This is a genomic window from Pseudescherichia sp., assembly GCF_031987975.1.
GTDB lineage: Bacteria > Pseudomonadota > Gammaproteobacteria > Enterobacterales > Enterobacteriaceae > Pseudescherichia.
The window spans coordinates 1-26,762 of the sequence record NZ_DALZYX010000006.1 but is presented as its reverse complement, the minus strand read 5'-3'; the positions used below and the strand labels follow the sequence as shown (position 1 = coordinate 26,762).

Here is a 26,762-nt window from a genome sequence, read left to right as displayed (position 1 = left end):
TCCCCCCTTATTGATAATCGAAGCGGAAAACGTCTTCGCAGGCCTGCTGAAATGCCGCGTCGTTTTGCACGTCGCAGGTACGCTGCCAGCCGCTCATCCCGCTGCTGTTGTCCCACTGCGGCACCAGCGTCACGCTCAGCCCGGTCAGGCTCTCCTGTCCGGTCAACGTGACCGTGCCGTTCTCGACGCTCATTTCCGCAACATAGCGTGTGGTGGTGGGAGCGGGAATACCGCTGCTGCCGCCATCGCAGCTCTCCGTGCCGCCGCGATCGAGGGCGCACAGCTCAATGGCGGTACGGTAAGGGATAAAGGTTTGCAGCATGTCGGTAAGGGCCGCTTTGCGCAGATAGTTCTGATAGGCGGGAATGCCGATGGCGCTGAGGATGGCAATAATGCCAATAACCACCATTAGCTCAATTAAGGTAAAGCCCCGCTGTTTTTCCAATGACTGTTTCATTACTTCCTCCCTGGTTAATGCCGGGGAGTGTGTCAGTAGAAGAGAGACACGGCGAGGGGGCAAAATGGCGTTCGGGAAGGCAGCTTCCTAAGTTTTTAATAGTGTTGCAGCGGTAAGCAGGAATTTTGCGAGCGAGAGCGAAACGTGTCGCCCCGGTTAGCACATCGCTACCGGGGCATCACCGGGACTAACGGAAACGCATCGAGAGATCGAGCGCGCGCACGTGCTTGGTCAGCGCGCCTACCGAAATATAGTCCACCCCGGTTTCAGCAAACTCGCGAATCGTCTCAAAGGTGACGTTGCCGGAGACCTCCAGCCGCGCCTGACCGTTGGTGATCCGTACCGCCTCGCGCATCTGCTCGGTGGTAAAGTTATCCAACATGATGATATCGGCCCCGGCCTTCAGCGCCTCTTCCAGCTCTGTGAGCGTCTCGACTTCCACCTCCACCGGCACGTCAGGGTGCAGCCAGAAGGCTTTCTCTACCGCCTGACGCACCGAGCCGGAGGCGATAATGTGGTTCTCTTTGATCAGAAACGCGTCGGAGAGACCGAGGCGGTGGTTGGCCCCGCCGCCGCACAGCACCGCATACTTCAGGGCGGTACGCAGGCCGGGCAGGGTTTTACGCGTGTCCAGCAGCTGGGTTTTGGTGCCCGCGAGCAGATCTACGTAGCGGCGAACTTCGCTCGCTACGCCGGAGAGGGTCTGCACAAAGTTCAGCGCCGTGCGCTCACCGGTGAGCAGTACGCGTGAGGCTCCGTCCAGCTCAAACAGCGGCTGATTGGCGGTGACGCTCTCCCCATCGGCAACGTGCCACTGGATCTGCACATCGTCACCTGCGAGCTGAATAAAGACCTCTTCCACCCAGCGTTTGCCGCAGAAGACGCCATCCTCACGGGTGATCACCACCGCATGAGAGCGCGTATCCTCCGCCAGCAGCTGAGCGGTAATATCGTTGTTCGCGTCCACCTCGCCGCCCAGGTCTTCGCGCAGGGCCTGCGCCACGGCGGCGGGGATATCCAGATTTATACGTTCCAGCAGCGCATCACGACGGCTATCGGGGTTGTAACGGCGAGGCGGCATGATAAAACTCCAAAAAGGGTAACGAATCAGAAGATTGAAACATGCTACTCTGAAGCGAGTATTAGAGCCATACTTGAGGAGATCCCGTATGCAGTTAAACGAGGGCTGGCTGGTCGGTGCGCGGCAGGTCCGCTCCCCGCACTATGACTGTCGCCCGGATGATGAGTGTCCCTCCCTGCTGGTGGTGCATAATATTAGCCTGCCTCCCGGTGAGTTTGGCGGGCCATGGATTGACGCCCTGTTTACGGGCACGCTGGATGCTACCGCGCATCCCTTCTTTGCCGAGATTGCCCACCTGCGCGTCTCTGCGCACTGCCTGATCCGCCGCGACGGCGAAATTGTTCAGTATGTACCTTTTGATAAGCGCGCCTGGCACGCGGGTGTTTCCAGCTACTGTGGACGTGAACGCTGCAACGATTTCTCCATCGGTATCGAGCTTGAAGGGACGGACACGCTGCCCTATAACGAAACGCAGTATCAACAGCTGGCGGCGATTACCCGGGCGCTGGTTGCGCTTTATCCCGCCATTGCTGACAATATGACCGGACACAGCAACGTTGCCCCCGAGCGTAAAACAGATCCCGGCCCGGCCTTTGACTGGGCGAAGTTCCGCGCTCTGGTTGCCCTCTCGTCAGATAAGGAGATGACATGACGCTATTCACGATGCTGCTGGTACTGATCGCCGAACGGCTGTTTAAGCTAGGCGAGCACTGGCATCTGGATCACCGCCTTGAGGTGCTGTTCCGCCGGATTAAGCACTTCTCAATGCTGCGCACGCTGCTGATGACCGCCCTGGCGATGCTGGTGACCTTTCTGCTGCTGCGTGCGCTCTACGGGCTGTTTTTTAACGTGCCGCTGCTGGTGGTATGGATTATGCTCGGCCTGCTCTGCATCGGCGCGGGTAAGGTTCGCCTGCACTATCATGCCTACCTGAAGGCGGCCTCGCGTAATGACAGCCACGCGCGGGACACCATGGCCAGCGAGCTGACGCTGATCCACGGTGTGCCGCCGGACTGCGACGAGCGTGAATACCTGCGCGAGCTGCAAAACGCATTGCTGTGGATTAACTTCCGCTTTTACCTGGCTCCGCTGTTCTGGTTTGTCGTTGGCGGCGCATGGGGACCGGTGCTGCTGGTGGGCTACGCCTTCCTGCGCGCCTGGCAGTCGTGGCTGGCGCGCTACCTGACGCCGCATGCGCGGCTACAGTCCGGCATTGACGCGATTCTGCACCTGCTGGACTGGATCCCGGTGCGGCTGGTAGGGGTTGTTTACGCGCTCATTGGGCACGGTGAAAAGGCGCTGCCCGCCTGGTTTGCCTCGCTTACCGACTGGCGTACTTCACAGTATCAGGTCCTCACCCGGCTGGCCCAGTTCTCGCTGGCCCGCGAGCCGCATCTCGATAAGGTCGAAACGCCCAAAGCCGCCGTGTCGATGGCGAAGAAGACCTCGTTTGCTGTGGTCGTTGTCGTGGCGCTGCTGACGATTTACGGGACGTTGGTGTAGATTTAATGCCCGGCGGCGCTGCGCTTGCCGGGCGGCTCTCACTGAGTATCCGCAGGCGGAACGCCAAAAATTGGCATCCCCTCTTTATCCCACTGGATTAGCTTCAGGCGGGTATGACGGTTCGGATCATAGAGCGGGTCACCCTCAATCTCGGTGTAGTTACGCGCATGATAAACCAGCACATCTTCACCATCCGATGTACGGGTAAAGCTGTTATGGCCCGGACCAAACTGCCGGTTGTCATAGCTGGTGGTAAATACCGGCTGCGGTGATTTATGCCAGTTCTCCGGCTGGAGTGGATCGGCATGCATATCGATCCACAGCAGCCCCAGGCAGTAGTTCTCATCGGTGGCGCTGGCGGAGTAGGTGATAAACAACCGGTCGCCGTGGGTTATCACCGCTGGCCCCTCGTTGACCAGAAAACCCCGACACTCCCACTCAAACTCCGGCTTGCTCAGCATCACCGGGGTGCCTTTCAGCGTCCACGGGTTCTCCAGCTCCGCCAGGTAGATGTTTGAGTTGCCGGGAATATCGGGCGCTTTCTGCGCCCAGAGATACCACTGCTTACCCTGATGCCGGAAGGTTGTAGCATCCAGTGCAAAGGTATCAAACGGCGTCTGTACCTGCCCCTTCTCCGTCCAGCGCCCGGTTAAGGGATCGGCATCGGCACACTCCAGCACAAACATGCGGTGCTGGAACATATTCAGCGCGTCGAGATCGTGCGTATGGGTCGCGGCAAAATAGATGTACCACTTCCCATCAATCTGGTGCAGCTCGGGTGCCCAGATCAGCTGGCTCATCGGGCCGGTTTGCGGTTTGCGCCATACCACCACCGGCTCGGCGTCGCGTAGTCCCTCAAGGGTAGCGGCGCGGCGGATCTCCAGCCGATCGTACTCCGGCACGGAGGCGATAAAGTAGTACCTATCGCCGTGACGTAGAATGAAGGGATCGGCGCGTTGTTCAATAAAGGGATTTGGCCACTGGCGCATTATGCTTTCCTCACGTTGTCGCCTGTCGGGAGTTCACTGCTTTCACTCAGTTCACGGTAGTTGATACGGCGTTTCTCCAGGTCGGCCTGGATCTGCTGCATAAACGTGCGGTCAACCTTCAGCATACGGACAACCCCAGCGGTAATCAGATAACCCACGCCCGGAATAACGGTGAAGAGAAGCATGATACCGTTGATCGCCGTGGCGCTCTGCTGTTTCGCGCCCGCGTCGTAGCCGTACCAGGAGAGCAGGAAGCCTACCATCGCCCCGGCCACCGCCAGCCCGACCTTTAAGAAGAAGAGATTACCGGAGAAGCTGATCCCGGTGATGCGTTTGCCGGTCTTCCACTCGCCGTAGTCGTCTACGTCCGCCATGAGTGACCAGTGCAGCGGAGAGGGGATCTGATGCAGAATATTGAGCAGGAAGTAGAGCACCACGATCATCACCGTTGCGTGAGGGTCGAAGAAGTAGAACGCGCCGGAGAAGATCGCTAGCGCAATATTGGTCCAGAAAAACACTTTCAGCTTGCACCAGCGATCGGTCAGCACTTTGGCAAGCATGCTGCCAATCATCATACCCACTACGCCCAGGCTGATAAACAGCGTGGCAAAATGGGTACTCTGACCCATAACCCAGGTGACGTAGTACATAGTGGCGGCCATGCGGATAAAACCAGGGCAGACGTTGCAGAGGGTAAGCAGCAGAATGCGCACCCACTGATCGTTTTTCCACACGTCCCGGAAATCTTTTTTCAGATCGTCATTGGTCGGCACTGCCGGACGAACACGCTCACGCACGGTAGCAAAACAGTAGAGGAACATGCACATGCCAATAAAGGCCAGCACCATCATCGCCATCTGATAGCCTTTGGCTTTGTCTTCGCCACCGAACCACTCCGCCATCGGCAGCAGGGTTAATGAAAGCAGCAGGGTGGCGATGCCCACCAGCACGAAGCGATATGACTGACAGGCGACGCGCTCTTTAGGATCGTTGGTGATCACGCTGCCCAGAGAGCAGTAAGGAATGTTGATAGCGGTATAGGTAATCGACAGCAGGAAGTAGGTGATGAAGGCATAGATAACCTTGCTATGGTAGCTCCAGTCCGGCGTGGTAAACATCAGCACGCTAAAGACGGCGTAGGGCAGGGCGATCCACAGTAGCCAGGGGCGGAAACGGCCATATTTACTTTTGGTACGGTCGGCCAGCGCCCCCATAATCGGATCGGTTACGGCATCGATAACACGGATAGAGAGCAGAAGCACCCCTACCAGCGCCGGAGCCAGGCCAAATATGTCGGTATAGAAGTAGTTAACGAACAGCATGATGGCGCCGAAGATGATATTGCATCCAGCGTCGCCCATGCCGTAGCCGATCTTCTCTTTCACTGACAGTTTGTTATTGTCCATCGCGAAATCCCTCGTTGATATTACAAAGGATTATTCGCTCGCTACGGAATTTATGCGTTACAGGATAGGGGCGCAGAGATGGACAAAACGGCTACGAAAGTGAATTTGTGAAGCGCCTTACAGTTTCCTGTTTGCCCTGCCTCCCTGGATTTGGGAGGCAGGGCGCGCGGTTAATGAGCCTTAACCGGCTTTCCCGCTTTTTGCTGCTTAATGAAGTAACCTACGGCAAGGATCGCCACCCAGACCGGGATCAGCCAGACGGAGATCGCCATGCCAGGGGTAATAGCCATAATCACCAGCACCGCCGCCATAAACAGCAGGCAGACCCAGTTACCCAGCGGGTAGAAGAGGGCCGGGAAGCGCGTTTTCACTCCCTGCTTGTCCTTCGCCCGACGGAACTTCATGTGCGCCAGGCTGATCATCGCCCAGTTGATCACCAGCGCGGAGACCACCAGCGCCATCAGCAGGCCAAAGGCTTCGCCCGGGGCCAGGTAGTTAATCAGCACGCACAGGGCTGTGAAGAAAGCAGAGGTAAGAATGGTTGCTACCGGGACGCCGCGCTTATCAACTTTGGTCAGCGCTTTCGGGGCGTTGCCCTGTTTTGCCAGGCCAAACAGCATTCGGCTATTGCAGTAGACGCAGCTGTTATAGACCGACAGCGCGGCGGTTAAGACCACCACGTTGAGGGCGTTAGCAACAAAGGTATCCCCCAGCTCGTGGAAGATCAGTACAAACGGGCTGGTGTCGGCGGTTACACGCGTCCACGGCAGCAGGGAGAGCAGCACCGCCAGCGAGCCGATATAGAAGATCAGGATCCGGTAGATAACCTGGTTGGTGGCTTTAGGGATGCTCACTTCCGGGTTATCGGCCTCGGCAGCGGTGATCCCCACCAGCTCCAGGCCACCGAAGGAGAACATGATGATCGCCATCATCATCACCAACCCGGTAAAGCCGTGGGGCAGGAAGCCGCCCTGTTCCCAGAGGTTACGCACGGTCGCCTGTGGGCCAGCGCTATCGCTAAACAGCAGCCAGCCGCCGAAGAGGATCATGGCAACCACCGCAATGACTTTGATGATAGCGAACCAGAACTCCATCTCCCCAAACACTTTGACGTTGGTGAGGTTGATGGCATTAATGATGACGAAGAAGGCCGCCGCCGATACCCATGTCGGGATCTCCGGCCACCAGAACTGGATATATTTCCCAACGGCGGTCAGCTCAGCCATTGCGACCAGCACGTAAAGCACCCAGTAGTTCCAGCCGGAGGCAAAGCCGGCAAATCCACCCCAGTATTTATAGGCGAAGTGGCTGAACGATCCGGCGACCGGCTCCTCAACCACCATTTCACCCAGCTGGCGCATAATTAAGAACGCGATAAAACCGGCAATGGCATAGCCGAGGATAATCCCCGGTCCTGCGGACTGAATGACTGACGCGCTGCCCAGAAACAGGCCAGTCCCGATAGCACCACCCAGCGCAATCAGCTGAATGTGGCGGTTTTTAAGGCCGCGCTTCAGCGTTTCACCGTGCTGTTGACCTTCCATCATGAAACCTCATATGTGGTTATTTTGTGTACGCTGTTGTGTGCGTGTACGGATAAAATTCCATTTTTGTATTTATAGGTTTACGTAGGTTGGATCCGAAATATCAGCCCATACCTTTCGTAAGGCTCAGAATAGTGATAAGCGCGAGGGAATGCACCTGCTTTATGCAGGGGCGGCAGCGAGTTGGATGAAAAGAAAACATTTGTAAAGAGTCGCCGCATACCCCCAGCTACCCCCAAAATAGCCCTTTCAAATAAATAAGCACTATATCTGCGTAAATAAGCAAAATATTGCCCACTGAATCGCTTCAATCACTGATGTTCAGGTTTCAAGGAGGTTAAATCTGCTCCTTAAGGGGTAACGGTATCTTTTGTGCAAAGTTACATTCCTGAAACGTCATTTCTGTAATGTTGTTAAAATGTGCAGGGTTCCCTGATTTCAATCAAAACCTGTATGGACAGAAGGTGAATACTTTGTTACTTTAGCGCTAAGAACATGAAATTGGTAAGACCAATTTACTCCGGGCTAATGGCAGAGACAGGGAATAATGGCCTACAGCAAAATCCGCCAACCAAAACTATCCGATGTGATTGAGCAGCAGCTGGAGTTCTTGATCCTTGAGGGGACACTACGCCCCGGTGAAAAACTCCCCCCTGAACGCGAGCTGGCTAAGCAGTTCGACGTTTCCCGTCCTTCGCTCCGTGAGGCGATTCAACGTCTCGAAGCCAAGGGCCTGCTGCTTCGTCGCCAGGGCGGCGGAACCTTTGTCCAGAACAGCCTGTGGCAGAGCTTTAGCGACCCGCTGGTCGAACTGCTCTCCGATCATCCTGAATCCCAATTTGACCTGCTTGAGACGCGCCACGCGCTGGAAGGTATTGCCGCCTATTACGCGGCGCTACGCGGCACCGATGAAGACCGGGTGCGTATCCGCGAGCTGCATCACGCCATCGAGCTGGCGCAGGAGTCAGGGGATCTCGATGCCGAATCCAGCGCGGTGGTCCAGTATCAAATTGCTGTCACCGAAGCGGCACACAATGTGGTGCTGCTGCATCTGCTACGCTGCATGGAGCCGATGCTAGCCCAGAACGTTCGCCAGAATTTTGAATTGCTCTATGCCCGCAGGGAGATGCTCCCGCTGGTAAGCAAACATCGCACCAGTGTTTTTGAGGCGATTATTGCCAGGGAGCCGGAGCAGGCGCGTGAAGCGTCGCACCGTCACCTGGCATTTATTGAGGAGATATTGCTGGATCGCAGCCGTGAGCAGAGCCGTCGGGAACGCTCAATGCGCAGGCTTCAGCAACGAAAGGACTAAGCGTGGTTATTTAACGCGCGGCAACTCACGCAGAACCTGTCTTATTGTGTTTTCTGGCGAAAATACAATGGGACAGGTTCCAGACAAATCAACGTACTCAGATAGATAAGGAATACCCCCATGTCAGAACGTCTCCAAAATGACGTGGATCCGATCGAAACTCGCGACTGGCAACAGGCGATCGAATCGGTCATCCGTGAAGAAGGTGTTGAGCGCGCTCAGTATCTAATTGAACAGATGCTTTCTGAAGCCCGCAAAGGCGGCGTGAAAGTAGCTGCAGGTGCAGGGGCTAACAACTACGTAAACACGATTGCCGTTGAAGACGAACCGGAATACCCGGGCAATCTGGATCTGGAACGCCGCATTCGTTCTGCAATCCGCTGGAACGCCATCATGACCGTTCTGCGCGCGTCCAAAAAAGATCTGGAGCTGGGCGGCCACATGGCGTCCTTCCAGTCTTCTGCGACCGTTTATGAAGTATGCTTCAACCACTTCTTCCGCGCGCGCACCGAGAAAGACGGCGGCGACCTGGTATACTTCCAGGGCCACATCTCTCCGGGCGTGTACGCACGTGCCTTCCTGGAAGGTCGTCTGACTGAAGAGCAGATGAACAACTTCCGTCAGGAAGTGCATGGCAATGGTCTCTCCTCCTACCCGCACCCGAAACTGATGCCGGAATTCTGGCAGTTCCCGACCGTATCTATGGGTCTGGGTCCGATCGGTGCGATCTACCAGGCTAAATTCCTGAAATATCTGGAACACCGTGGCCTGAAAGATACCTCTGAGCAGACCGTTTACGCCTTCCTGGGCGACGGCGAAATGGATGAGCCAGAATCCAAAGGTGCGATCACCATCGCGACCCGTGAGAAGCTGGACAACCTGTGCTTCATCATCAACTGTAACCTGCAGCGTCTGGATGGTCCGGTAACCGGTAACGGCAAGATCATCAACGAACTGGAAGGCATCTTCGCAGGTGCTGGCTGGAACGTAATCAAGGTCATGTGGGGCGGTCGTTGGGATGAGCTGCTGCGTAAAGACACCAGCGGTAAACTGATCCAGCTGATGAACGAAACCGTTGACGGCGACTACCAGACCTTCAAATCCCGCGATGGCGCTTACGTTCGCGAGCACTTCTTCGGTAAATACCCGGAGACCGCAGCGCTGGTTGCCGACTGGACTGACGAGCAGATCTGGGCCCTGAACCGCGGTGGTCACGATCCGAAGAAAGTTTACGCTGCACTGAAAAAAGCACGCGAAACCAAAGGTAAAGCGACTGTTATCCTCGCCCACACCGTTAAAGGTTACGGCATGGGTGATACCGCTGAAGGTAAAAACATCGCTCACCAGGTTAAGAAAATGAACATGGACGGCGTGCGTTATATCCGCGACCGTTTCAACGTTCCTGTGACCGACGAGCAGGTTGAAAACCTCTCTTACATCACCTTCCCGGAAGGTTCTGAAGAGCACACCTACCTGCACGCCCAGCGTCAGAAGCTGAACGGCTACCTGCCGTCCCGCCAGCCTAACTTCAGCGAGAAGCTGGAGCTGCCTGCGCTGGAAGACTTCAAATCGCTGCTGGAAGAGCAGAACAAAGAGATCTCCACCACTATCGCTTTCGTTCGTGCCCTGAACGTGATGCTGAAGAACAAGTCGATCAAAGATCGTCTGGTTCCGATCATCGCTGACGAAGCGCGTACCTTCGGTATGGAAGGCCTGTTCCGCCAGATCGGTATCTACAGCCCGAACGGCCAGCAGTACACCCCGCAGGACCGTGAGCAGGTTGCGTACTACAAAGAAGACGAGAAAGGCCAGATCCTGCAGGAAGGCATCAACGAGCTGGGCGCAGGTTCCTCCTGGCTGGCTGCGGCGACCTCCTACAGCACCAACAATCTGCCGATGATCCCGTTCTACATCTACTACTCCATGTTCGGTTTCCAGCGTATCGGCGACCTGTGCTGGGCAGCAGGTGACCAGCAGGCACGCGGCTTCCTGATCGGTGGTACTTCCGGTCGTACGACGCTGAACGGCGAAGGTCTGCAGCACGAAGATGGCCACAGCCACATTCAGTCGCTGACTATCCCGAACTGTATCTCCTACGATCCGTCCTACGCTTACGAAGTGGCTGTCATCATGCATGACGGTCTGCAGCGTATGTACGGCGAAGCGCAAGAGAACATCTACTACTACATCACCACGCTGAACGAAAACTACCACATGCCGGCTATGCCGCAGGGTGCAGAGGAAGGTATCCGTAAAGGTATCTATAAACTCGAAACCGTTGAAGGCGCGAAAGGTAAAGTTCAGCTGCTGGGCTCCGGCTCTATCCTGCGTCACGTTCGTGAAGCAGCGCAGATCCTGGCCAACGACTACGGCATCGGCTCTGATGTTTACAGCGTAACCTCCTTCACCGAGCTTGCTCGTGACGGTCAGGACTGTGAGCGTTGGAACATGCTGCACCCGATGGAAACCCCGCGCGTGCCGTACATCGCTCAGGTGATGAACGATGCACCGGCAGTGGCGTCCACTGACTATATGAAACTGTTCGCCGAGCAGGTTCGTACTTATGTACCGGCTGATGATTACCGCGTACTGGGTACCGACGGTTTCGGTCGCTCTGACAGCCGTGAAAACCTGCGTCACCACTTCGAAGTGGATGCATCTTACGTGGTTGTAGCAGCGCTGGGCGAACTGGCTAAACGTGGCGACATCGATAAGAAAGTGGTAGCGGAAGCCATCACCAAATTCAACATCGATGCAGATAAAGTTAACCCGCGTCTGGCATAAGAGGTAAAGAGAGAATGGCTATCGAAATCAATGTACCGGACATCGGATCGGACGAAGTAGAGATCACCGAGATTCTGGTCAACGTGGGCGACAAGGTTGAAGCTGAACAGTCGCTGATCGTGGTAGAAGGCGATAAAGCCTCTATGGAAGTTCCGTCTCCGCAGGCTGGCGTCGTGAAAGAGATTAAAGTCTCTGTCGGCGACAAAACCGAGACCGGTAAACTGATCATGATTTTCGATTCCGCCGACGGTGCAGCAGCTGCTGCACCTGCGCAGGAAGAGAAGAAAGAAGCCGCTCCGGCCGCCGCTGCACCAGCAGCCGCCGCCGCTGCGAAAGAAGTGAACGTGCCGGACATCGGCGGTGACGAAGTTGAAGTGACCGAGATCCTGGTGAAAGTGGGCGATACCGTTACCGCTGAGCAGTCCCTGATTGTCGTAGAGGGTGATAAAGCCTCTATGGAAGTCCCGGCACCGTTCGAAGGTACCGTTAAAGAGATCAAGATCAACACCGGTGACAAAGTCTCTACCGGCTCCCTGATCATGATCTTCGACGTCGCGGGCGCTGCCCCGGCTGCCGCCGCTGCTAAACCGGAAGTGAAAGAGCAGGCTGCCGTTGCGCCAGCCGCTGCCGCTGGCGCGAAAGAAGTTCACGTGCCGGACATCGGCGGTGACGAAGTTGAAGTCACTGAAGTGATGGTGAAAGTCGGCGATAAAGTTACCGCTGAGCAGTCACTGATCACCGTAGAAGGCGACAAGGCCTCTATGGAAGTCCCGGCACCGTTCGCCGGTACCGTCAAAGAGATCAAAATCAACACCGGCGACAAAGTCTCTACCGGCTCCCTGATTATGGTCTTCGAAGTAGAAGGCGCTGCGCCTGCTGCTGCTCCGGCCGCTGCCGCTCCGGCACCTGCTGCTGCACCGGCTCAGGCTGCTAAACCGGCTGCTGCTCCGACTGCTAAAGCGGAAGGCAAGTCTGAGTTCGCTGAGAACGACGCTTACGTGCACGCGACCCCGCTGATCCGCCGTCTGGCGCGCGAGTTCGGTGTGAACCTGGCGAAAGTGAAAGGCACCGGTCGTAAAGGCCGTATCCTGCGCGAAGACGTTCAGGCTTACGTGAAAGACGCCGTTAAGCGTGCTGAGTCTGCACCTGCTGCCGCTACCGGTGGTGGTCTGCCAGGCATGCTGCCGTGGCCGAAAGTGGACTTCAGCAAGTTTGGTGAAGTTGAAGAAGTGGAGCTGGGCCGTATCCAGAAGATCTCTGGTGCGAACCTGAGCCGTAACTGGGTGATGATCCCGCACGTTACCCACTTCGACAAAACCGACATCACCGACCTGGAAGCGTTCCGTAAACAGCAGAACGCCGAAGCTGAGAAGCGTAAACTGGACGTGAAATTCACCCCGGTTGTCTTCATCATGAAGGCCGTTGCCGCTGCCCTGGAGCAGATGCCACGCTTCAACAGCTCCCTGTCCGAAGATGCACAGCGTCTGACGCTGAAGAAATACATCAACATCGGCGTTGCGGTTGATACCCCGAACGGTCTGGTTGTTCCGGTCTTCAAAGACGTGAACAAGAAGAGCGTTACCGAGCTGTCTCGCGAGCTGACCGTGATCTCCAAGAAAGCGCGTGATGGCAAGCTGACCGCTGGCGAAATGCAGGGCGGCTGCTTCACCATCTCCAGCATCGGCGGCCTGGGTACTACCCACTTCGCGCCGATCGTTAACGCGCCGGAAGTGGCCATCCTGGGCGTCTCCAAGTCCGCGATGGAGCCGGTCTGGAACGGGAAAGAGTTTGTACCGCGTCTGATGATGCCGATCTCTCTCTCCTTCGACCACCGCGTGATCGACGGTGCTGATGGTGCGCGTTTCATTACCATCATCAACAATATGCTGTCTGACATCCGCCGTCTGGTGATGTAATCGTAAAAGCCGGCCTGACGGTCGGCTTTTTTCTGGTAATCTCATTATGTTGTTGAGGTTGCTGGGACAAAGGACACTTCGTTTGCCGTTTGTTGTTTCAAAAATGTTAACAATTTTGTAAACTGCGGACGGATAGAACGTCCCGGCGGATGCAAAGCAAAAGCACTTTGTACGGCCGGAAATAATTAAGAGGTCATGATGAGTACTGAAATCAAAACTCAGGTCGTGGTACTTGGGGCAGGCCCCGCAGGTTACTCTGCGGCCTTCCGTTGCGCTGATTTAGGTCTGGAAACCGTCATTGTTGAGCGTTACAACACCCTCGGCGGTGTTTGCCTGAACGTCGGCTGTATCCCTTCTAAGGCACTGCTGCACGTTGCAAAAGTGATCGAAGAAGCGAAAGCGCTGGCCGAGCACGGCATCGTTTTCGGCGAGCCGAAAACCGACATCGATAAGATCCGTACCTGGAAAGAGAAAGTCATCAACCAGCTGACCGGCGGTCTGGCTGGCATGGCAAAAGGCCGTAAAGTTAAAGTTGTTAACGGCCTGGGCAAATTCACCGGCGCGAACACCCTGGAAGTAGAAGGCGAAAACGGTAAAACCGTGATCAACTTCGACAACGCGATCATCGCAGCAGGTTCCCGTCCGATCGAACTGCCGTTCATTCCGCATGAAGATCCGCGCGTATGGGACTCCACCGATGCGCTGGAGCTGAAAGAAGTGCCGAAGCGTCTGCTGGTTATGGGCGGCGGCATCATCGGTCTGGAAATGGGTACCGTGTACCATGCGCTGGGTTCAGAGATCGACGTGGTTGAGATGTTCGACCAGGTTATCCCGGCCGCTGACAAAGATATCGTTAAAGTCTTCACCAAGCGCATCAGCAAGAAGTTCAACCTGATGCTGGAAACCAAAGTGACTGCCGTTGAAGCGAAAGAAGACGGCATCTACGTTTCCATGGAAGGCAAAAAAGCCCCGGCTGAAGCGCAGCGTTACGACGCGGTGCTGGTGGCTATCGGCCGCGTGCCGAACGGTAAAAACCTCGACGCAGGCAAAGCTGGCGTGGAAGTGGACGACCGTGGTTTCATCCGCGTTGACAAACAGCTGCGCACCAACGTACCGCACATCTTTGCTATCGGCGATATCGTCGGTCAGCCGATGCTGGCGCACAAAGGTGTTCACGAAGGTCACGTTGCCGCTGAAGTTATCGCTGGCATGAAACACTACTTCGATCCGAAAGTGATCCCGTCTATCGCCTACACCGAGCCAGAAGTTGCCTGGGTTGGCCTGACCGAGAAAGAAGCGAAAGAGAAAGGCATCAGCTACGAAACCGCCACCTTCCCGTGGGCTGCTTCTGGCCGTGCTATCGCTTCCGACTGCGCAGACGGTATGACCAAGCTGATCTTCGACAAAGAGACGCACCGTGTTATTGGTGGCGCGATTGTCGGTACTAACGGCGGCGAGCTGCTGGGTGAGATCGGTCTGGCTATCGAAATGGGCTGTGACGCGGAAGATATCGCGCTCACCATCCATGCGCACCCGACCCTGCACGAATCCGTGGGTCTGGCGGCAGAAGTGTTCGAAGGTAGCATCACCGACCTGCCGAACGCGAAAGCGAAGAAGAAGTAATCTTCGAAGCAGTATGATTAAAGCGGCTCAGGTAGCCGCTTTTTTTATGTCTGAAAATTGCAAAGCGTGTATCGGGCGCACGAAAAGCCAGATTTTATTTAGTCCAATCCCTCTTCTGCATCGCATAAGCCGCGTGAATGCAGGAAAACCTCTTGTTTTGTAAGAAATATCCTTTCGTATTTTGACACCCGCCGGAAATTTAATTTGTTCTACGCTGGCTCCTCGCAACGAATACAAGGAGTACATGATGAAATTATTTTGGACAACTGCCGCCTTAGCGACGGCGCTGGTTTCCGGTGTGGCAGTGGCTGACGATGCCTCTGTTCCCTGGGCCGATAACAGCGGAGGCACGCAGAGCACGCACATTGCGGCGGCAGGCGAAAACCTGAATGCTCAGCATCAGCAGGTGACCCAGACGGGGGAAGGGGAGTGGGCGAAGAACTCCGGCAGTATTCAGGCCGATGAGGCGGTGCTGAACAGCGGCAAGCCACTGGTGAAAGGCGATCCTGGTCTCATGCCCCATCAGGGCTGAGAATAGCAAACCCGGCCATGACAGCGCCGGGTCTTTTTTATGGCTCTACGGGCTGCCACTGACCCTCGGCGGCAAACTTATCGATCGCCTGCGCTTTCTCACTCGTCGCCTTGCCTAAATCAGCCTGATAAACCCGATCGTCCTGGCTCACCATAAAGCTCATCACCCCGGTTTTCTCCCACTCCACCGGCCATGCCAGCAGAGCAAAACCCTGTGCGCTGTCGCTCTGGATAATGCGAAAATGGTAGCCGTGATAGCCAATGCCCGGCTCGCCAGGGCTAAATGCCGGGCCTAACGGGCTGGGTGCTTCTCCGGGCTGTACCGGCCAGTAGAGACCGTCCTGCTGACCTTCGCTGCTGATTAGCTTCGTAGCATAGACCTGCTTGCGCAGGCGATAGTCATACTGGGCATTGACGTAGGCATGCATGGCTTCAATCGCTGACAGCTCGTTACGGCCAATGGCGCGAGTGAGGATCTCCTCCTGCGCGGCGGGCATATCAAAGTGCCAGCCTCCGGCGATTTTGACCATCGGGATCGGCAGCTGCCAGACATTGTCTCCAACGTTGAGATGGGCGACATCAGCCTGCTCGACGATCTCATGCTTTACCGCCCAGTCGCGGTTAAAGCGGGCAATAGCCTCGGGATCGACCTCCTTCTGTGGGAGAAACTGCCGCCAGTCATCACCCAGCACGGCGGCAAGCTGAGCCTCGTTTTGATCGGCCACTGCCGCCGCAAAGGCTTTAGCCGCCTCGTCCGGGGAGGAGTACAGCTGCTGGGCATAGCTCATCATCGGCAGCGAGAGAAGCAGGGTGCTTAACAGGATTTTTTTCATTTTCAGCTCCGGTTAACGACGACGAAACTCGCGGTGTTCAGACAGGCCTTCACGCCCGGCACCACGTTGCTCCAGGTTACCCCTGTTGATGTGACGGCTCTGCTGGCCGCGCAGCTGCTGCGACTGCCAGGACGGCGCTCGGCTATCGTTGCCGCTAAAGGCATTGGCGCGGTTGCTCGCCAGACGCTGCTCGCGCTGTGGAGAGGCAGGAACGGTCCGCTGGTGCATCTCTCTGGTCACCCTCTGCTTCGGCTGGATGTTCTCTTTAGTCGATCTCTGTTTCGCTTTCTGGGCAGGACGCGGCGTGTCGCTATCGTAGCCGCGATAATTATTACGCTGGGCAATCTGGTTTAGCTGCTGCGAAGCGGCCTTACGTTGGGCGTCACGGGAGGAAACACCTGCCACGCTGCTGGCAGGTGCGTGGCTGCGCTGCTCAAACTGCACCATTGCCGCCTGACGCTGACTGTCCCGCGAGGCGGCCGGCTGCTGCGTGGCGCTGAGTCCGCCGCTGACGTTGGTCGGATGAAAACGTTGGGCAACCGCGCCGTTCTGGTAGGGGACGCCGTCGCGATACGCTGGGTTATGCTGCCAGGTCATGCTCTGCTCTTTCAGATTCTGTCCTGAGATGCGATTGAAGTTATCGACGTTGATATTGATATTGTCGCCGTTGTGTTGATAGCCGTTGCCGTGATAGCCGCCGTCATGATGATCGTCATCGTGGTGGTGATGATCGTCATCATCCCAGTCAATGTTGCTAAACAGAGCGTAGGTGGTGGCGACGCCCAGGCTATAGCCGAAGCCTTTAACGAAGCTCTCGGCAAACTGCTGGCCGGGAGGTGGAGGCAGATAGACAGGTGGATAAGCCGTGTTCGGCCAGCTACCGTATACCGTAGCGGGGTTGTAATTGGGGACGTAAATCACCTGCGGATCGGCAGGCTCAATTTTAATCACCGTCGGCGCAGGCGCAGATGCGCTGCCGTTACTCTGAACGGCGGCGGGCGCTTCGGCTTTTTTCGGCGCGCTGCTCACCGTCTGCTGCGGCGTCGATTTTAGCGCCCCGGTCTGCTGGGCTAGCTGCCGCAGCCGCTGTACGGCGTCCATCACGTCCTGCGGCTGGGCGAGGAACGCATCGCCAAGGTTCTGCACCCACTCCGGGTTCTCACCCATCAGCGCCATCAGCTGCGGAAAGGCGACCAGCGATTTCACGCTCGGATCCCAGGGTTGACCTGAGACTGCCTGGATAGCCGCATCGCCCTGCAGGGTGGGGTTATCCCGCGACCACTGCACGGCCTGCACCACGTTAGCAGGATAGGTAGCAGCCATCAGCACCTGCGAGAGCAGCGGATCGGGGTAGAGCGCCACCGGTGCCACCCACTGATCGATCTGCGCCGCAGTAAAAGCGGGCTTCACAGCCGGTGTGGTTACAGGAGCCGTCTGGGGCGGAGGTGTGGCAGGCGCTGTCTGGACAGGCGCTTCAGGGACGCGGCTTTTGACATACAGTACGCCCGAGGCAGCAAATAGCCCGGCACTGCACACGAGGGCCAGCGCAGCATATTTAAAGGGCAGGGTCATTTTCTCTCTCCCGATTTCCATAGAAATCGCAGGGTCAGGTATAACTTGAGTATGAGAGAGAAGCCGTTTTCTTTTTTGATTAATGTTGCGGGGAGAGACAGTGGTTAAAAGGGCAGCTAAAAATCCCTTTATCGCGAATGGATAAAGGGCATTAGTTGAACCTTAACGATTCAGCCAATATTTAATGTTGCTTTTTTGTAAACAGATTAACACCCCTCTGAAATCCTGATATGCTGCCCAAGCGGTATCGGGCATTACCCTACAAACGACTGTTTCACAGGAGCGCGAAGAGATCGCCTGCCGCACTATGACAATGAGAGCGAGGAGAAATACCGTCGTGCTAGAAGAATACCGTAAGCACGTAGCCGAACGTGCCGCCCAGGGAATTGTACCCAAGCCTGTAGATGCTACCCAAATGGCCGCACTGGTCGAGCTGCTGAAAACCCCGCCAGCGGGTGAAGAAGAGTTCCTGTTAGATCTGCTGTCCAACCGTGTCCCGCCGGGCGTTGATGAAGCCGCGTATGTTAAAGCGGGCTTCCTGGCTGCTATCGTAAAAGGTGAAACCACCTCGCCGCTGATCTCTGCGGAAAAAGCCGTCGAGCTGCTTGGTACCATGCAGGGTGGTTACAACATCCATCCGCTCATTGAAGCTCTGGACAACGACGCGCTGGCCCCGATTGCCGCGAAAGCGCTCTCCCACACGCTGCTGATGTTCGATAACTTCTACGATGTGGAAGAGAAAGCGAAAGCGGGCAACGCGCACGCCCAGCAGGTGATGCTCTCCTGGGCCAACGCGGAGTGGTTCCTGAGCCGTCCGCCGCTGGCTGAAAAGATTACCGTTACCGTCTTCAAAGTGACCGGTGAAACCAACACCGATGACCTCTCTCCGGCGCCGGATGCCTGGTCACGCCCGGATATCCCGCTGCACGCTCTGGCGATGCTGAAAAACGCCCGCGAAGGCATTGAGCCGGACGTTGCGGGAGCCGTCGGCCCGATCAAACAGATCGAAGAGCTGAACAAAAAAGGCTTCCCGCTGGCCTACGTCGGTGACGTGGTCGGTACCGGCTCCTCACGTAAATCCGCCACCAACTCGGTGCTGTGGTTTATGGGTGACGACATTCCGTTTGTGCCGAACAAGCGCGGCGGTGGTCTGGTGCTGGGCGGTAAGATTGCACCAATCTTCTTCAACACCATGGAAGACGCAGGTGCGCTGCCGATTGAAGTGGACGTGAACAACCTGAACATGGGCGACGTGATTGACGTCTATCCATTCAAAGGTGAAGTGCGCAACCACGAAACCGGCGAGCTGCTGGCTACCTTTGAACTGAAAACCGACGTGCTGATCGACGAAGTGCGCGCCGGGGGCCGTATTCCGCTGATTATCGGCCGTGGCCTGACCACCAAGGCGCGTGAAGCGCTCGGCCTGCCGCATAGCGACGTCTTCCGCAGCGCAAAACCGGTCGAGGCCAGCAACAAGGGCTTCTCGCTGGCGCAAAAAATGGTGGGCCGCGCCTGTGGCGTGACCGGTATTCGTCCTGGCGAATACTGCGAACCGAAAATGACTTCGGTTGGCTCTCAGGACACCACCGGTCCAATGACCCGTGACGAACTGAAAGATCTGGCCTGCCTGGGCTTCTCTGCTGACCTCGTGATGCAGTCCTTCTGCCACACGGCGGCCTATCCGAAGCCGGTTGACGTGACGACGCACCATACGCTGCCAGACTTCATTATGAACCGTGGCGGCGTGTCGCTGCGCCCGGGCGATGGCATCATTCACTCGTGGCTGAACCGTATGCTGCTGCCGGACACCGTCGGCACCGGCGGCGACTCCCACACCCGCTTCCCGGTAGGGATCTCCTTCCCGGCAGGCTCTGGTCTGGTGGCATTTGCCGCTGCGACCGGTGTGATGCCGCTGGATATGCCGGAATCGGTGCTGGTGCGCTTCAAAGGCACGATGCAGCCGGGCATAACCCTGCGCGACCTGGTGCATGCTATCCCGCTGTACGCTATTCGCCAGGGCCTGCTGACCGTTGAGAAGAAAGGTAAGAAAAACATCTTCTCTGGCCGTATCCTCGAGATCGAAGGTCTGCCGGAGCTGAAAGTAGAGCAGGCCTTTGAACTGGCCGATGCCTCTGCTGAGCGTTCTGCTGCTGGCTGTACCATCAAGCTGGATAAAGCACCGATTACCGAATACCTGACCTCTAACATCGTGCTGCTGAAGTGGATGATTGCGGAAGGTTACGGCGATCGCCGTACCATTGAGCGCCGTATCCAGGGCATGGAGAAGTGGCTGGCGGATCCGCAGCTGCTGGAAGCCGATGCCGACGCCGAGTACGCGGCGGTGATCGAGATCGATCTGGCGGATATCAAAGAGCCAATCCTCTGCGCACCGAACGATCCGGATGATGCTCGTCTGCTCTCTGATGTGGCTGGTGAGAAGATTGACGAAGTGTTTATCGGTTCGTGCATGACCAACATCGGTCACTTCCGCGCCGCCGGTAAGCTGCTGGACAGCCATAAAGGCCAGCTGCCGACCCGCCTGTGGGTCGCGCCGCCAACCCGTATGGATGCCGCCCAGCTGACGGAAGAGGGATACTATAGCGTCTTCGGTAAGAGCGGAGCGCGTATTGAGATCCCAGGCTGCTCGCTGTGCATGGGTAACCAGGCACGTGTGGCCGATGGTTCAACGGTAGTGTCAACCTCGACGCGTAACTTCCCGAACCGTCTGGGCACCGGGGCGAATGTCTTCCTGGCATCAGCGGAGCTGGCAGCGGTCTCCTCGCTGCTGGGTAAACTGCCGACCCCGGACGAGTACCAGATCTTTATGGCGCAGGTCGATAAGACAGCGGTAGATACCTATCGCTATCTGAACTTTGACCAGCTCGGTCAGTACACCGAAAAAGCCGACGGCGTGATCTTCCAGACCGCCGTGTAAGTAAAAAAGGCCGGGCGAGTTTACCCGGCCTTTAAATTCCCCAGAACATCAGATTGATGGCGTTTTTTATCTCATTAGCGTAGTGGCTCGTATCGGCAATAGCTTCGCCAATCACCTCTGTAGAGACGCTTGATAGTTCAGTTGTGACCAGCCTAAAGCTCTTTTCATCAATAATCATTTGAGGGAAAAGCTTTTTATTAACCTTCTCAGAAAAGTAGTGCGCTTCGATAAGCGGGATCACCATTCGCCGTCCCGGCGTCTCGACAATATCGCTCTGTACATCAACAAACATTTTGTAAGTGCTTTTGCGCTTATACTGATAAACCACGAATTGCATGATCACCAGTTCCTGTTTTCATCCGCGAACGAACCATGCTGCGCGATAAACCTGGCGACCTCTTCCATCCCTTCACGGTTATCTTTCTTCCACTCTTCAGCTTTAATCCGTCGAGCTTCCTGACCTAGTGCCTCGTTAACCAGGCCAGAGATATTAACGCCAGCAGCGCTCAGGATCTGGTAGCTCTCTTTGTCTACGGTAACGCTGACGCGATGTTTCATCGTAAAGCCCTCTTTGTCGCATACCTAAAGCGCATACTTATAGTATGCACTCGTTATGCTTGTAGGATAGCGTCCTTTGCTTGATAAGTGAACGCAGGATTGACTTATTTGCGTAGCGCATTCCCGTATCAATACACAATGTTTTTATTTCTCATCCTGCTCCCCGTTACGCTGTTTTTCTTCTTCGCGACTGCGATAATTACACTATTGCGGATGTGAGGAAAAAAACATGGATTACGAATTTTTACGCGACATCACGGGCCAGGTGAAAGTGCGCATGTCGATGGGCCACGAGGTGGTCGGACACTGGTTTAATGAAGAGGTAAAAGAGAACCTGGCCCTGCTGGATGAGGTGGAGCAGGCGGCAAAAACCGTCAAGGGCAGCGAGCGCCAGTGGCAGCGGATTGGCCATGAGTATACGCTCTGGATGGATGGAGAAGAGGTTATCGTCCGCGCCAACCAGCTGGAGTTTTCCGGGGATGAGATCGAAGAGGGAATGAGCTACTACGATGAAGAGAGCTTGTCGCTGTGCGGCGTCGAGGATTTTCTCCAGGTCGTCACGGCGTACCGTAAATTTATTCAGCAAAAGTGATCGGTCGGAGCGTCCCTGCTCCGACTTCAGCAGCGATTACACGGCGGGAATATTGCGCGCGTAGTAGATCTCACGCATCTCTTTCCACAGCGATTCGGTAATGGCTTCCCGCTCTTCGGCGGTGAGATCTTCCGGGCGGGTGTGGAACATATAGTGCTTCAGGTCGAACTCTTTCAGCATCATCTTGGTATGGAAGATGTTCTCCTGATAAACGTTCACGTCCACCATGTCATACAGCGCCTTCATATCCTCAGAGAGGAAGTTCTGAATCGAGTTGATCTCATGGTCGATGAAATGCTTCATGCCATTGATGTCGCGGGTAAAGCCGCGCACGCGGTAGTCAACGGTGACGATATCCGACTCAAGCTGGTGGATCAGGTAGTTCAGCGCCTTGAGCGGGGAGATGACGCCGCAGGTAGAGACCTCAATGTCGGCGCGGAAGGTGCACAGGCCGCCTTCAGGGTGGCTCTCCGGATAGGTGTGCACGCAGATATGACTCTTATCGAGGTGGGCCACCACCGTCTCCGGCAGCGGGCCGGGGTGGGCGGTTTTATCAATCAGCGTTGGATCGACCGGCTCTTCGCTCACCAGAATGGTCACGCTGGCCCCCTGTGGCTCGTAGTCCTGGCGGGCAACGTTGAGAATATTCGCGCCAATGATTGAGCAGGTCTCCGTCAGGATCTCCGTCAGGCGGTTGGCGTTATAGAGTTCGTCGATATAGGCAATATAGCCGTCACGCTCTTCGGCGGTTTTGGCATAACAGATATCGTAGATACAAAAACTCAGGCTTTTTGTCAGGTTGTTAAAGCCATGCAGTTTCAGCTTTTTCAATTTTCATCACCTCCTGAGGAGAGCGCGTCTAACAGATATTGGGGCAGGGCGAAGGACGCCGTGTGAATAGCCGGATTGTAGTAGCGGCAGGTCAGGGCGGCGTTGTGGAAGCGGGCCTGAATAATCTCGGTAGAGAGATTGCGCAGGATCTCGTTGTCCGTCGCCCAGGCGAAGGTCATGATGCCGCCGTAGTAGGTAGGCACTGCCGCCTGGTAGAAGCTAACGTCGCTAAAGTAGTGGCTCAGCTTTTTGTGGCTGCCTACCGCTTCATCCTGCTGCAGGAAGCTGACGCCGTTCTGGGCGACAAAGATCCCGCCCGGGTTCAGACAGCGTTTGCAACCGGCGTAGAAGTCCGAAGTAAACAGGCTCTCGCCCGGTCCCACCGGATCGGTGCAGTCGGAGATAATCACGTCAAAGGTTTGCGCGGTCTGGTTGACGAAGTTGACGCCGTCGTCAATTACCAGCGTAAAGCGCGGATCGTCGTAGCTGCCCGCATTATGATTCGGCAGATACTGGCGACAGAATGAAACCACCCCTTCGTCGATCTCCACCATGGTGATGGTTTCAACATTTTTATGTCGGCTCACTTCGCGCAGCATTGCGCCATCGCCGCCGCCAATGATCAGAACATGCTTCGCCTGGCCGTGGGCCAGCAGCGGGACGTGGGTCATCATTTCGTGATAGATAAATTCGTCACGCTCGGTGGTTTGGACAACGCCGTCCAGCGCCATTACGCGGCCAAAGGCGGCGTTCTCAAAGATGATCAGATCCTGGTGATCGGTCTTCTCGTGGTAGAGCACGTTATCAACGGTAAAGTACTGACCAAACTGGTCATGCAGCGTTTCATGCCACGGGCGGGTATCAGCCATGCATCCTCCTTCGTTAACATCCACACAAAATGGGCGCAACATCATAGCTAACTATAGCCGCTGATGCACGGCTATAACTTCAGCAGGGGAGGAGGGTTTACTTTACTTGACGTAGGCCAGCAGGCTGAGGGAGTCCCGGGCCAGCGCTTTGCATTTTTTAGCAACCGGAATGCCGATGCCGCTAAGATCGCGATAGCTATCTTCGCCGAGGGATTTCATATCAAAGGTGTCGTAGTTGCTCAGATCCCACTGGTTCTGCTGGGCAAAGAAGACCAGCGCCCGGCGGATCTGGCCATTCGGTAAATTCTGGTAACCACAGTCATTTTTCAGAAACACGAAAACTGCCGTAAGATCGGCCATGTCCTCCGCTTCAGACTCGCTGAGCGCGTAACTATTTGCTGACATCGCCAGCAGGCTGGTGAACACAACGGTTCTGAAAAACGTCTTCATTCTTTCTACCAAAACATCACGGAAATTAAACGTTAGCATACTTGTGGGTAAGGCGACGATCTTTATTATTCGCCTTTCGCTTGACCTTGCCGCAGGGGCAGGGTTTAAGCTCAGCATACCGTTTGCCGACGATAAGGATTCGACTATGCAACGCCGTGATTTTCTAAAATATTCCGCTGCGCTCGGGGTTATCGGCGCGCTGCCGACATGGGCACGGGCGGCCGCGTCGGGGCAGCAGGCGACGCTGCCCGTTCCCGATTTGCTCGTCCCCGACGCCCAGAATCGCATCAGGCTAACCGTACAGGCTGGCTCCTCCACCTTTGGCGAGAAAGCCGCCGCCACCTGGGGCTACAACGGCAATCTGTTGGGACCTGCGCTTCAGCTGCGCCAGAACAAAACGGTAACGGTGGAGATCCGCAACCAACTGCGGGAGGAGACTACCGTCCACTGGCACGGGCTGGAGGTGCCTGGTGAGGTGGACGGCGGGCCGCAGGGGATCATCCCGGCAGGTGGCGCGCGCGAGGTGACTTTTACCCCCGTTCAGCGAGCGGCGACCTGTTGGTTCCACCCGCACCAGCATGGCAAAACCGGCCGGCAGGTGGCGATGGGGCTGGCGGGGCTGGTGCTGATTGAGGACAACGAGAGCCGCATGCTGCGTCTGCCCAAGCAGTGGGGCATTGATGACATTCCAGTTATCGTGCAGGACAAAAGGCTGGCTGCCGATGGCCAGATCGATTATCAGCTGGACGTGATGAGCGCGGCAGTAGGCTGGTTTGGTGAGACGCTGCTGGCAAATGGTGTCATCTACCCTCAGCACGCGGCTCCCCGCGGTTGGCTGCGCCTGCGCCTGCTTAACGGCTGCAATGCGCGTACCCTTAACTTTGCCCTCAGCGACGGGCGTCGAATGTACGTTATCGCCAGCGATGGCGGTCATCTCGCCGAGCCGGTTGCGGTAACAGCGCTGCCGGTGCTGACCGGGGAGCGCTTTGAGGTGCTGGTCGATATAAGCGACGGCAAGCCTGTCGATCTGGTTACGCTGCCCGTCAACCAGATGGGGATGGCGCTGCCGCCGTTTGACCAGCCGCACCCGGTATTGCGTATCCTGCCGCTGCGGGTTACCGCTTCCGGCACGCTGCCCGATACCCTGGTTAACGTTCCGGCACTGCCGGACCTCACGGGCTTAACCCAGCGAACCTTCCACCTGTCGATGGATCCGATGCTCGACATGATGGGCATGCAGGCGCTGAAGGATAAGTACGGCGACAAGGCGATGACCGGGATGCATCACGGCGGCATGATGAAACACATGGGCATGAATGGGGATCACGGCAGCCACGGTGGCGATTTCGACTTCCACAGCGCTAACCGTATCAATGGTAAAGCCTTTGATATGAACACCCCGCTGTTTGCCGCCGGGAAAGGACAGTATGAGCGGTGGGTCATTTCAGGGGAAGGAGACATGATGCAGCACCCGTTCCATATTCACGGCACGCAGTTCCGCATTCTGTCAGAGAACGGTAAGCCACCGGCGGCGCATCGCGCAGGCTGGAAGGATACGGTAAACGTCCATGGAGCACGCAGCGAAGTGCTGGTGAAGTTCGATCACGATGCGCCGAAGGAGCACGCCTATATGGCGCACTGTCATCTGCTGGAGCATGAGGATACCGGGATGATGATGGGATTTGTAGTGTAACTTGTGCCGACCAAATCTATACCTCTACGAAAAACAGCGAGTTTTATAACTCGCTGTTTTATTATTTTTATAACGTCATATATATGTCTATAGGCATGTTCGAAAGCCTTAACGCATTTTAAAGCTTACAATCTTGTATGCATCTGGATGAGATGCTCATTATTTCTTTCAATTTTTCGGTTAAATGCTGCTGTTGCGCCTTTTTTACTGCCAATATAGTCTGCGCTAATGACGCCAGGACTATTGATTCTATCAACAAATGTCGCTAAACGATCTTTAACTCTTGAAAGGTAATTGCCTACGCCGCGTGTTACTAACCCTTTATTAATTGATGCCACAGGCATGTTGGTCTGTATTATTGTTATTTTATTTTGCGGTCCCGGTTGGTTATGAAACCCTTCAAGAAATGCTCCCGTTTTTTTTACGTCAGCCCTATTGGCCCATTTGGTGTGCACTTGCTCTTTATAATTCCATGATGAATGCTCACCTGTATAGTGATCTGTCATGATCGCAATGTTTTTACCTTCGCTTAATAAGCTTACAGTAGCATCCCCTAGTCCTGGATTATCAGAGGGATCTTGCGCAATATCTTCAGGACGGATAAGATTTTCTCTGCAGGGCGCTAACTCACTAAGTAAAAAGTTATCCGCTGGTGTGTTATTTATATTGTCGGGACGTTTGTCACTCTGAAATCTTATTTTCAATAAATAAAAGTTGTCTTTATCATTTTTTGCATACTCCAGCAGCGCTCGAATATCGGCAATGGCGTCGCCAGCGGCTACGCTTGGGCCATGGAAAAAGCCATAAGAGCCATCTTTTCGTAACGCAATTCTGATATCAAAATATCTGGCTCCCGCCTTAGCTTGCTCAAGCAGAGTCTTATTCTGGGTTTTGAATGCCCAAGGGAGGAGACTACCTAAGCTACTCAATATGCCATTTCTTCGCCTACTAAAGGCATATGTCCCGGCATCATGGCTTCCAAGCATAGAAATACTCGATAATTTCGTAGCATCATGAAACAAGGCATGGCTTGTCGTCTCATTGCCTTTAGCATCGAAAAAGGTTACCGGGTTATTCCGTACCATCCGGAACAGGTTCAGCCCGTCCACCTCGCCCGCCGGGTCGGCGCTCACCCAGCGGCAGAGCCACGGGGCGTAGTAGCGGTGGCCGTAGTAGTACAGCCCGGAGCCGTCCCGCTCCTTGCCCGAGTAGCGCACGGTCTTGTAGCCGGCCTCCACCTCGTTGCGTGCGGTCCACACCGCCGTGCCGCCGAAGGGGTAGTA

At 55.8% G+C, this 26,762-nt stretch carries 23 protein-coding genes; 10 read left to right on the top strand and 13 right to left on the bottom strand.

Annotation, left to right across the window (positions count from 1 at the left end; genetic code table 11):
* Positions 1 to 7: 7 nt before the first annotated feature.
* Entirely contained in the window at positions 8 to 445 is a 438-nt protein-coding gene (gene ppdD, locus RTN40_RS11800; RefSeq protein WP_312228883.1) for a prepilin peptidase-dependent pilin, read from the bottom strand.
* Positions 446 to 644: 199 nt separating this feature from the next.
* The gene (nadC, locus tag RTN40_RS11795; RefSeq protein WP_312212166.1) at positions 645 to 1,538 is read right to left on the bottom strand and encodes a carboxylating nicotinate-nucleotide diphosphorylase; all 894 of its coding nucleotides are present in this window, start codon (positions 1,536 to 1,538) and stop codon (positions 645 to 647) included.
* Positions 1,539 to 1,626: 88 nt separating this feature from the next.
* Between nadC and ampD the strand changes: the two genes are divergently transcribed.
* Positions 1,627 to 2,190 (top strand): 1,6-anhydro-N-acetylmuramyl-L-alanine amidase AmpD, encoded by a 564-nt coding sequence (ampD, locus tag RTN40_RS11790; protein WP_312228631.1) that lies wholly within the window; start codon positions 1,627 to 1,629, stop codon positions 2,188 to 2,190.
* Entirely contained in the window at positions 2,187 to 3,041 is an 855-nt protein-coding gene (gene ampE, locus RTN40_RS11785; protein ID WP_312228630.1) for a beta-lactamase regulator AmpE, read from the top strand. Before ampD ends, ampE begins: the two co-directional genes overlap by 4 nt.
* A gap of 38 nt (positions 3,042 to 3,079) precedes the next feature.
* Here the strand turns inward: ampE and RTN40_RS11780 are convergent, their stop codons facing one another.
* The 3 genes from RTN40_RS11780 to aroP all read right to left on the bottom strand — a co-directional run bounded on the left by RTN40_RS11780 (position 3,080) and on the right by aroP (position 6,983).
* A complete protein-coding gene (locus RTN40_RS11780; RefSeq protein WP_312228629.1) occupies positions 3,080 to 4,030 on the bottom strand; it encodes a family 43 glycosylhydrolase in 951 nt (316 codons plus the stop codon).
* Complete coding sequence (locus RTN40_RS11775) at positions 4,030 to 5,436, bottom strand: MFS transporter (RefSeq protein WP_312228628.1); 1,407 nt, start codon at positions 5,434 to 5,436, stop codon at positions 4,030 to 4,032. Before RTN40_RS11775 ends, RTN40_RS11780 begins: the two co-directional genes overlap by 1 nt.
* Before the next feature lie 170 nt (positions 5,437 to 5,606).
* A complete protein-coding gene (aroP, locus tag RTN40_RS11770; RefSeq protein ID WP_312228627.1) occupies positions 5,607 to 6,983 on the bottom strand; it encodes an aromatic amino acid transporter AroP in 1,377 nt (458 codons plus the stop codon).
* A gap of 544 nt (positions 6,984 to 7,527) precedes the next feature.
* Between aroP and pdhR the strand changes: the two genes are divergently transcribed.
* From pdhR to RTN40_RS11745, 5 genes are all read left to right on the top strand, one after another.
* Positions 7,528 to 8,292 carry a pyruvate dehydrogenase complex transcriptional repressor PdhR gene (gene pdhR, locus RTN40_RS11765; protein WP_103820692.1) on the top strand — a complete coding sequence of 255 codons (765 nt, stop codon included), beginning with the start codon at positions 7,528 to 7,530 and terminating at the stop codon, positions 8,290 to 8,292.
* A gap of 120 nt (positions 8,293 to 8,412) precedes the next feature.
* Positions 8,413 to 11,076: a pyruvate dehydrogenase (acetyl-transferring), homodimeric type gene (gene aceE, locus RTN40_RS11760; RefSeq protein ID WP_312212172.1), complete on the top strand. Its 2,664-nt coding sequence runs from the start codon at positions 8,413 to 8,415 to the stop codon at positions 11,074 to 11,076.
* Positions 11,077 to 11,090: 14 nt separating this feature from the next.
* Positions 11,091 to 12,992 (top strand): pyruvate dehydrogenase complex dihydrolipoyllysine-residue acetyltransferase, encoded by a 1,902-nt coding sequence (gene aceF / locus RTN40_RS11755; RefSeq protein ID WP_312228626.1) that lies wholly within the window; start codon positions 11,091 to 11,093, stop codon positions 12,990 to 12,992.
* Between the two features lie 198 nt (positions 12,993 to 13,190).
* The gene (lpdA, locus tag RTN40_RS11750; RefSeq protein WP_312228625.1) at positions 13,191 to 14,615 is read left to right on the top strand and encodes a dihydrolipoyl dehydrogenase; all 1,425 of its coding nucleotides are present in this window, start codon (positions 13,191 to 13,193) and stop codon (positions 14,613 to 14,615) included.
* A gap of 247 nt (positions 14,616 to 14,862) precedes the next feature.
* On the top strand, positions 14,863 to 15,147 hold the full coding sequence (locus tag RTN40_RS11745; RefSeq protein ID WP_312228882.1) for a hypothetical protein: 285 nt from the start codon (positions 14,863 to 14,865) through the stop codon (positions 15,145 to 15,147).
* A gap of 37 nt (positions 15,148 to 15,184) precedes the next feature.
* Here the strand turns inward: RTN40_RS11745 and RTN40_RS11740 are convergent, their stop codons facing one another.
* Positions 15,185 to 15,979, bottom strand: a complete 795-nt coding sequence (locus tag RTN40_RS11740) for a DUF2950 family protein (protein ID WP_312228624.1) — start codon at positions 15,977 to 15,979, stop codon at positions 15,185 to 15,187.
* 12 nt (positions 15,980 to 15,991) lie between these two features.
* The gene (locus tag RTN40_RS11735) at positions 15,992 to 17,551 is read right to left on the bottom strand and encodes a DUF3300 domain-containing protein (RefSeq protein WP_312228623.1); all 1,560 of its coding nucleotides are present in this window, start codon (positions 17,549 to 17,551) and stop codon (positions 15,992 to 15,994) included.
* Between the two features lie 337 nt (positions 17,552 to 17,888).
* Here RTN40_RS11735 and acnB point away from each other — a divergent pair, with 337 nt between their 5' ends.
* Entirely contained in the window at positions 17,889 to 20,486 is a 2,598-nt protein-coding gene (acnB, locus tag RTN40_RS11730; protein WP_312228622.1) for a bifunctional aconitate hydratase 2/2-methylisocitrate dehydratase, read from the top strand.
* A 31-nt stretch (positions 20,487 to 20,517) separates the two neighbouring features.
* Here acnB and ccdB read toward each other — a convergent pair whose 3' ends face one another.
* Positions 20,518 to 20,823 carry a type II toxin-antitoxin system toxin CcdB gene (gene ccdB, locus RTN40_RS11725; protein ID WP_312228621.1) on the bottom strand — a complete coding sequence of 102 codons (306 nt, stop codon included), beginning with the start codon at positions 20,821 to 20,823 and terminating at the stop codon, positions 20,518 to 20,520.
* Positions 20,824 to 20,825: 2 nt separating this feature from the next.
* On the bottom strand, positions 20,826 to 21,044 hold the full coding sequence (ccdA, locus tag RTN40_RS11720; RefSeq protein ID WP_312228620.1) for a type II toxin-antitoxin system antitoxin CcdA: 219 nt from the start codon (positions 21,042 to 21,044) through the stop codon (positions 20,826 to 20,828).
* A gap of 229 nt (positions 21,045 to 21,273) precedes the next feature.
* Between ccdA and yacL the strand changes: the two genes are divergently transcribed.
* Positions 21,274 to 21,636 carry a protein YacL gene (gene yacL / locus RTN40_RS11715; RefSeq protein ID WP_103820683.1) on the top strand — a complete coding sequence of 121 codons (363 nt, stop codon included), beginning with the start codon at positions 21,274 to 21,276 and terminating at the stop codon, positions 21,634 to 21,636.
* A gap of 36 nt (positions 21,637 to 21,672) precedes the next feature.
* Here the strand turns inward: yacL and speD are convergent, their stop codons facing one another.
* The 3 genes from speD to RTN40_RS11700 form a co-directional block, all read right to left on the bottom strand.
* Positions 21,673 to 22,467 carry an adenosylmethionine decarboxylase gene (gene speD / locus RTN40_RS11710; RefSeq protein ID WP_042390548.1) on the bottom strand — a complete coding sequence of 265 codons (795 nt, stop codon included), beginning with the start codon at positions 22,465 to 22,467 and terminating at the stop codon, positions 21,673 to 21,675.
* Complete coding sequence (speE, locus tag RTN40_RS11705; protein WP_312228619.1) at positions 22,464 to 23,336, bottom strand: polyamine aminopropyltransferase; 873 nt, start codon at positions 23,334 to 23,336, stop codon at positions 22,464 to 22,466. Before speE ends, speD begins: the two co-directional genes overlap by 4 nt.
* Positions 23,337 to 23,438: 102 nt before the next feature.
* Positions 23,439 to 23,786, bottom strand: a complete 348-nt coding sequence (locus RTN40_RS11700; RefSeq protein WP_042390551.1) for a YacC family pilotin-like protein — start codon at positions 23,784 to 23,786, stop codon at positions 23,439 to 23,441.
* A 145-nt stretch (positions 23,787 to 23,931) separates the two neighbouring features.
* Between RTN40_RS11700 and cueO the strand changes: the two genes are divergently transcribed.
* On the top strand, positions 23,932 to 25,479 hold the full coding sequence (gene cueO, locus RTN40_RS11695; RefSeq protein WP_312228618.1) for a multicopper oxidase CueO: 1,548 nt from the start codon (positions 23,932 to 23,934) through the stop codon (positions 25,477 to 25,479).
* A 125-nt stretch (positions 25,480 to 25,604) separates the two neighbouring features.
* On the opposite strand, the gene RTN40_RS11690 is transcribed toward cueO, so the two are convergent.
* On the bottom strand, positions 25,605 to 26,762 hold a 1,158-nt coding region (locus tag RTN40_RS11690), incomplete at its 5' end, for an RHS repeat-associated core domain-containing protein (protein WP_312228617.1).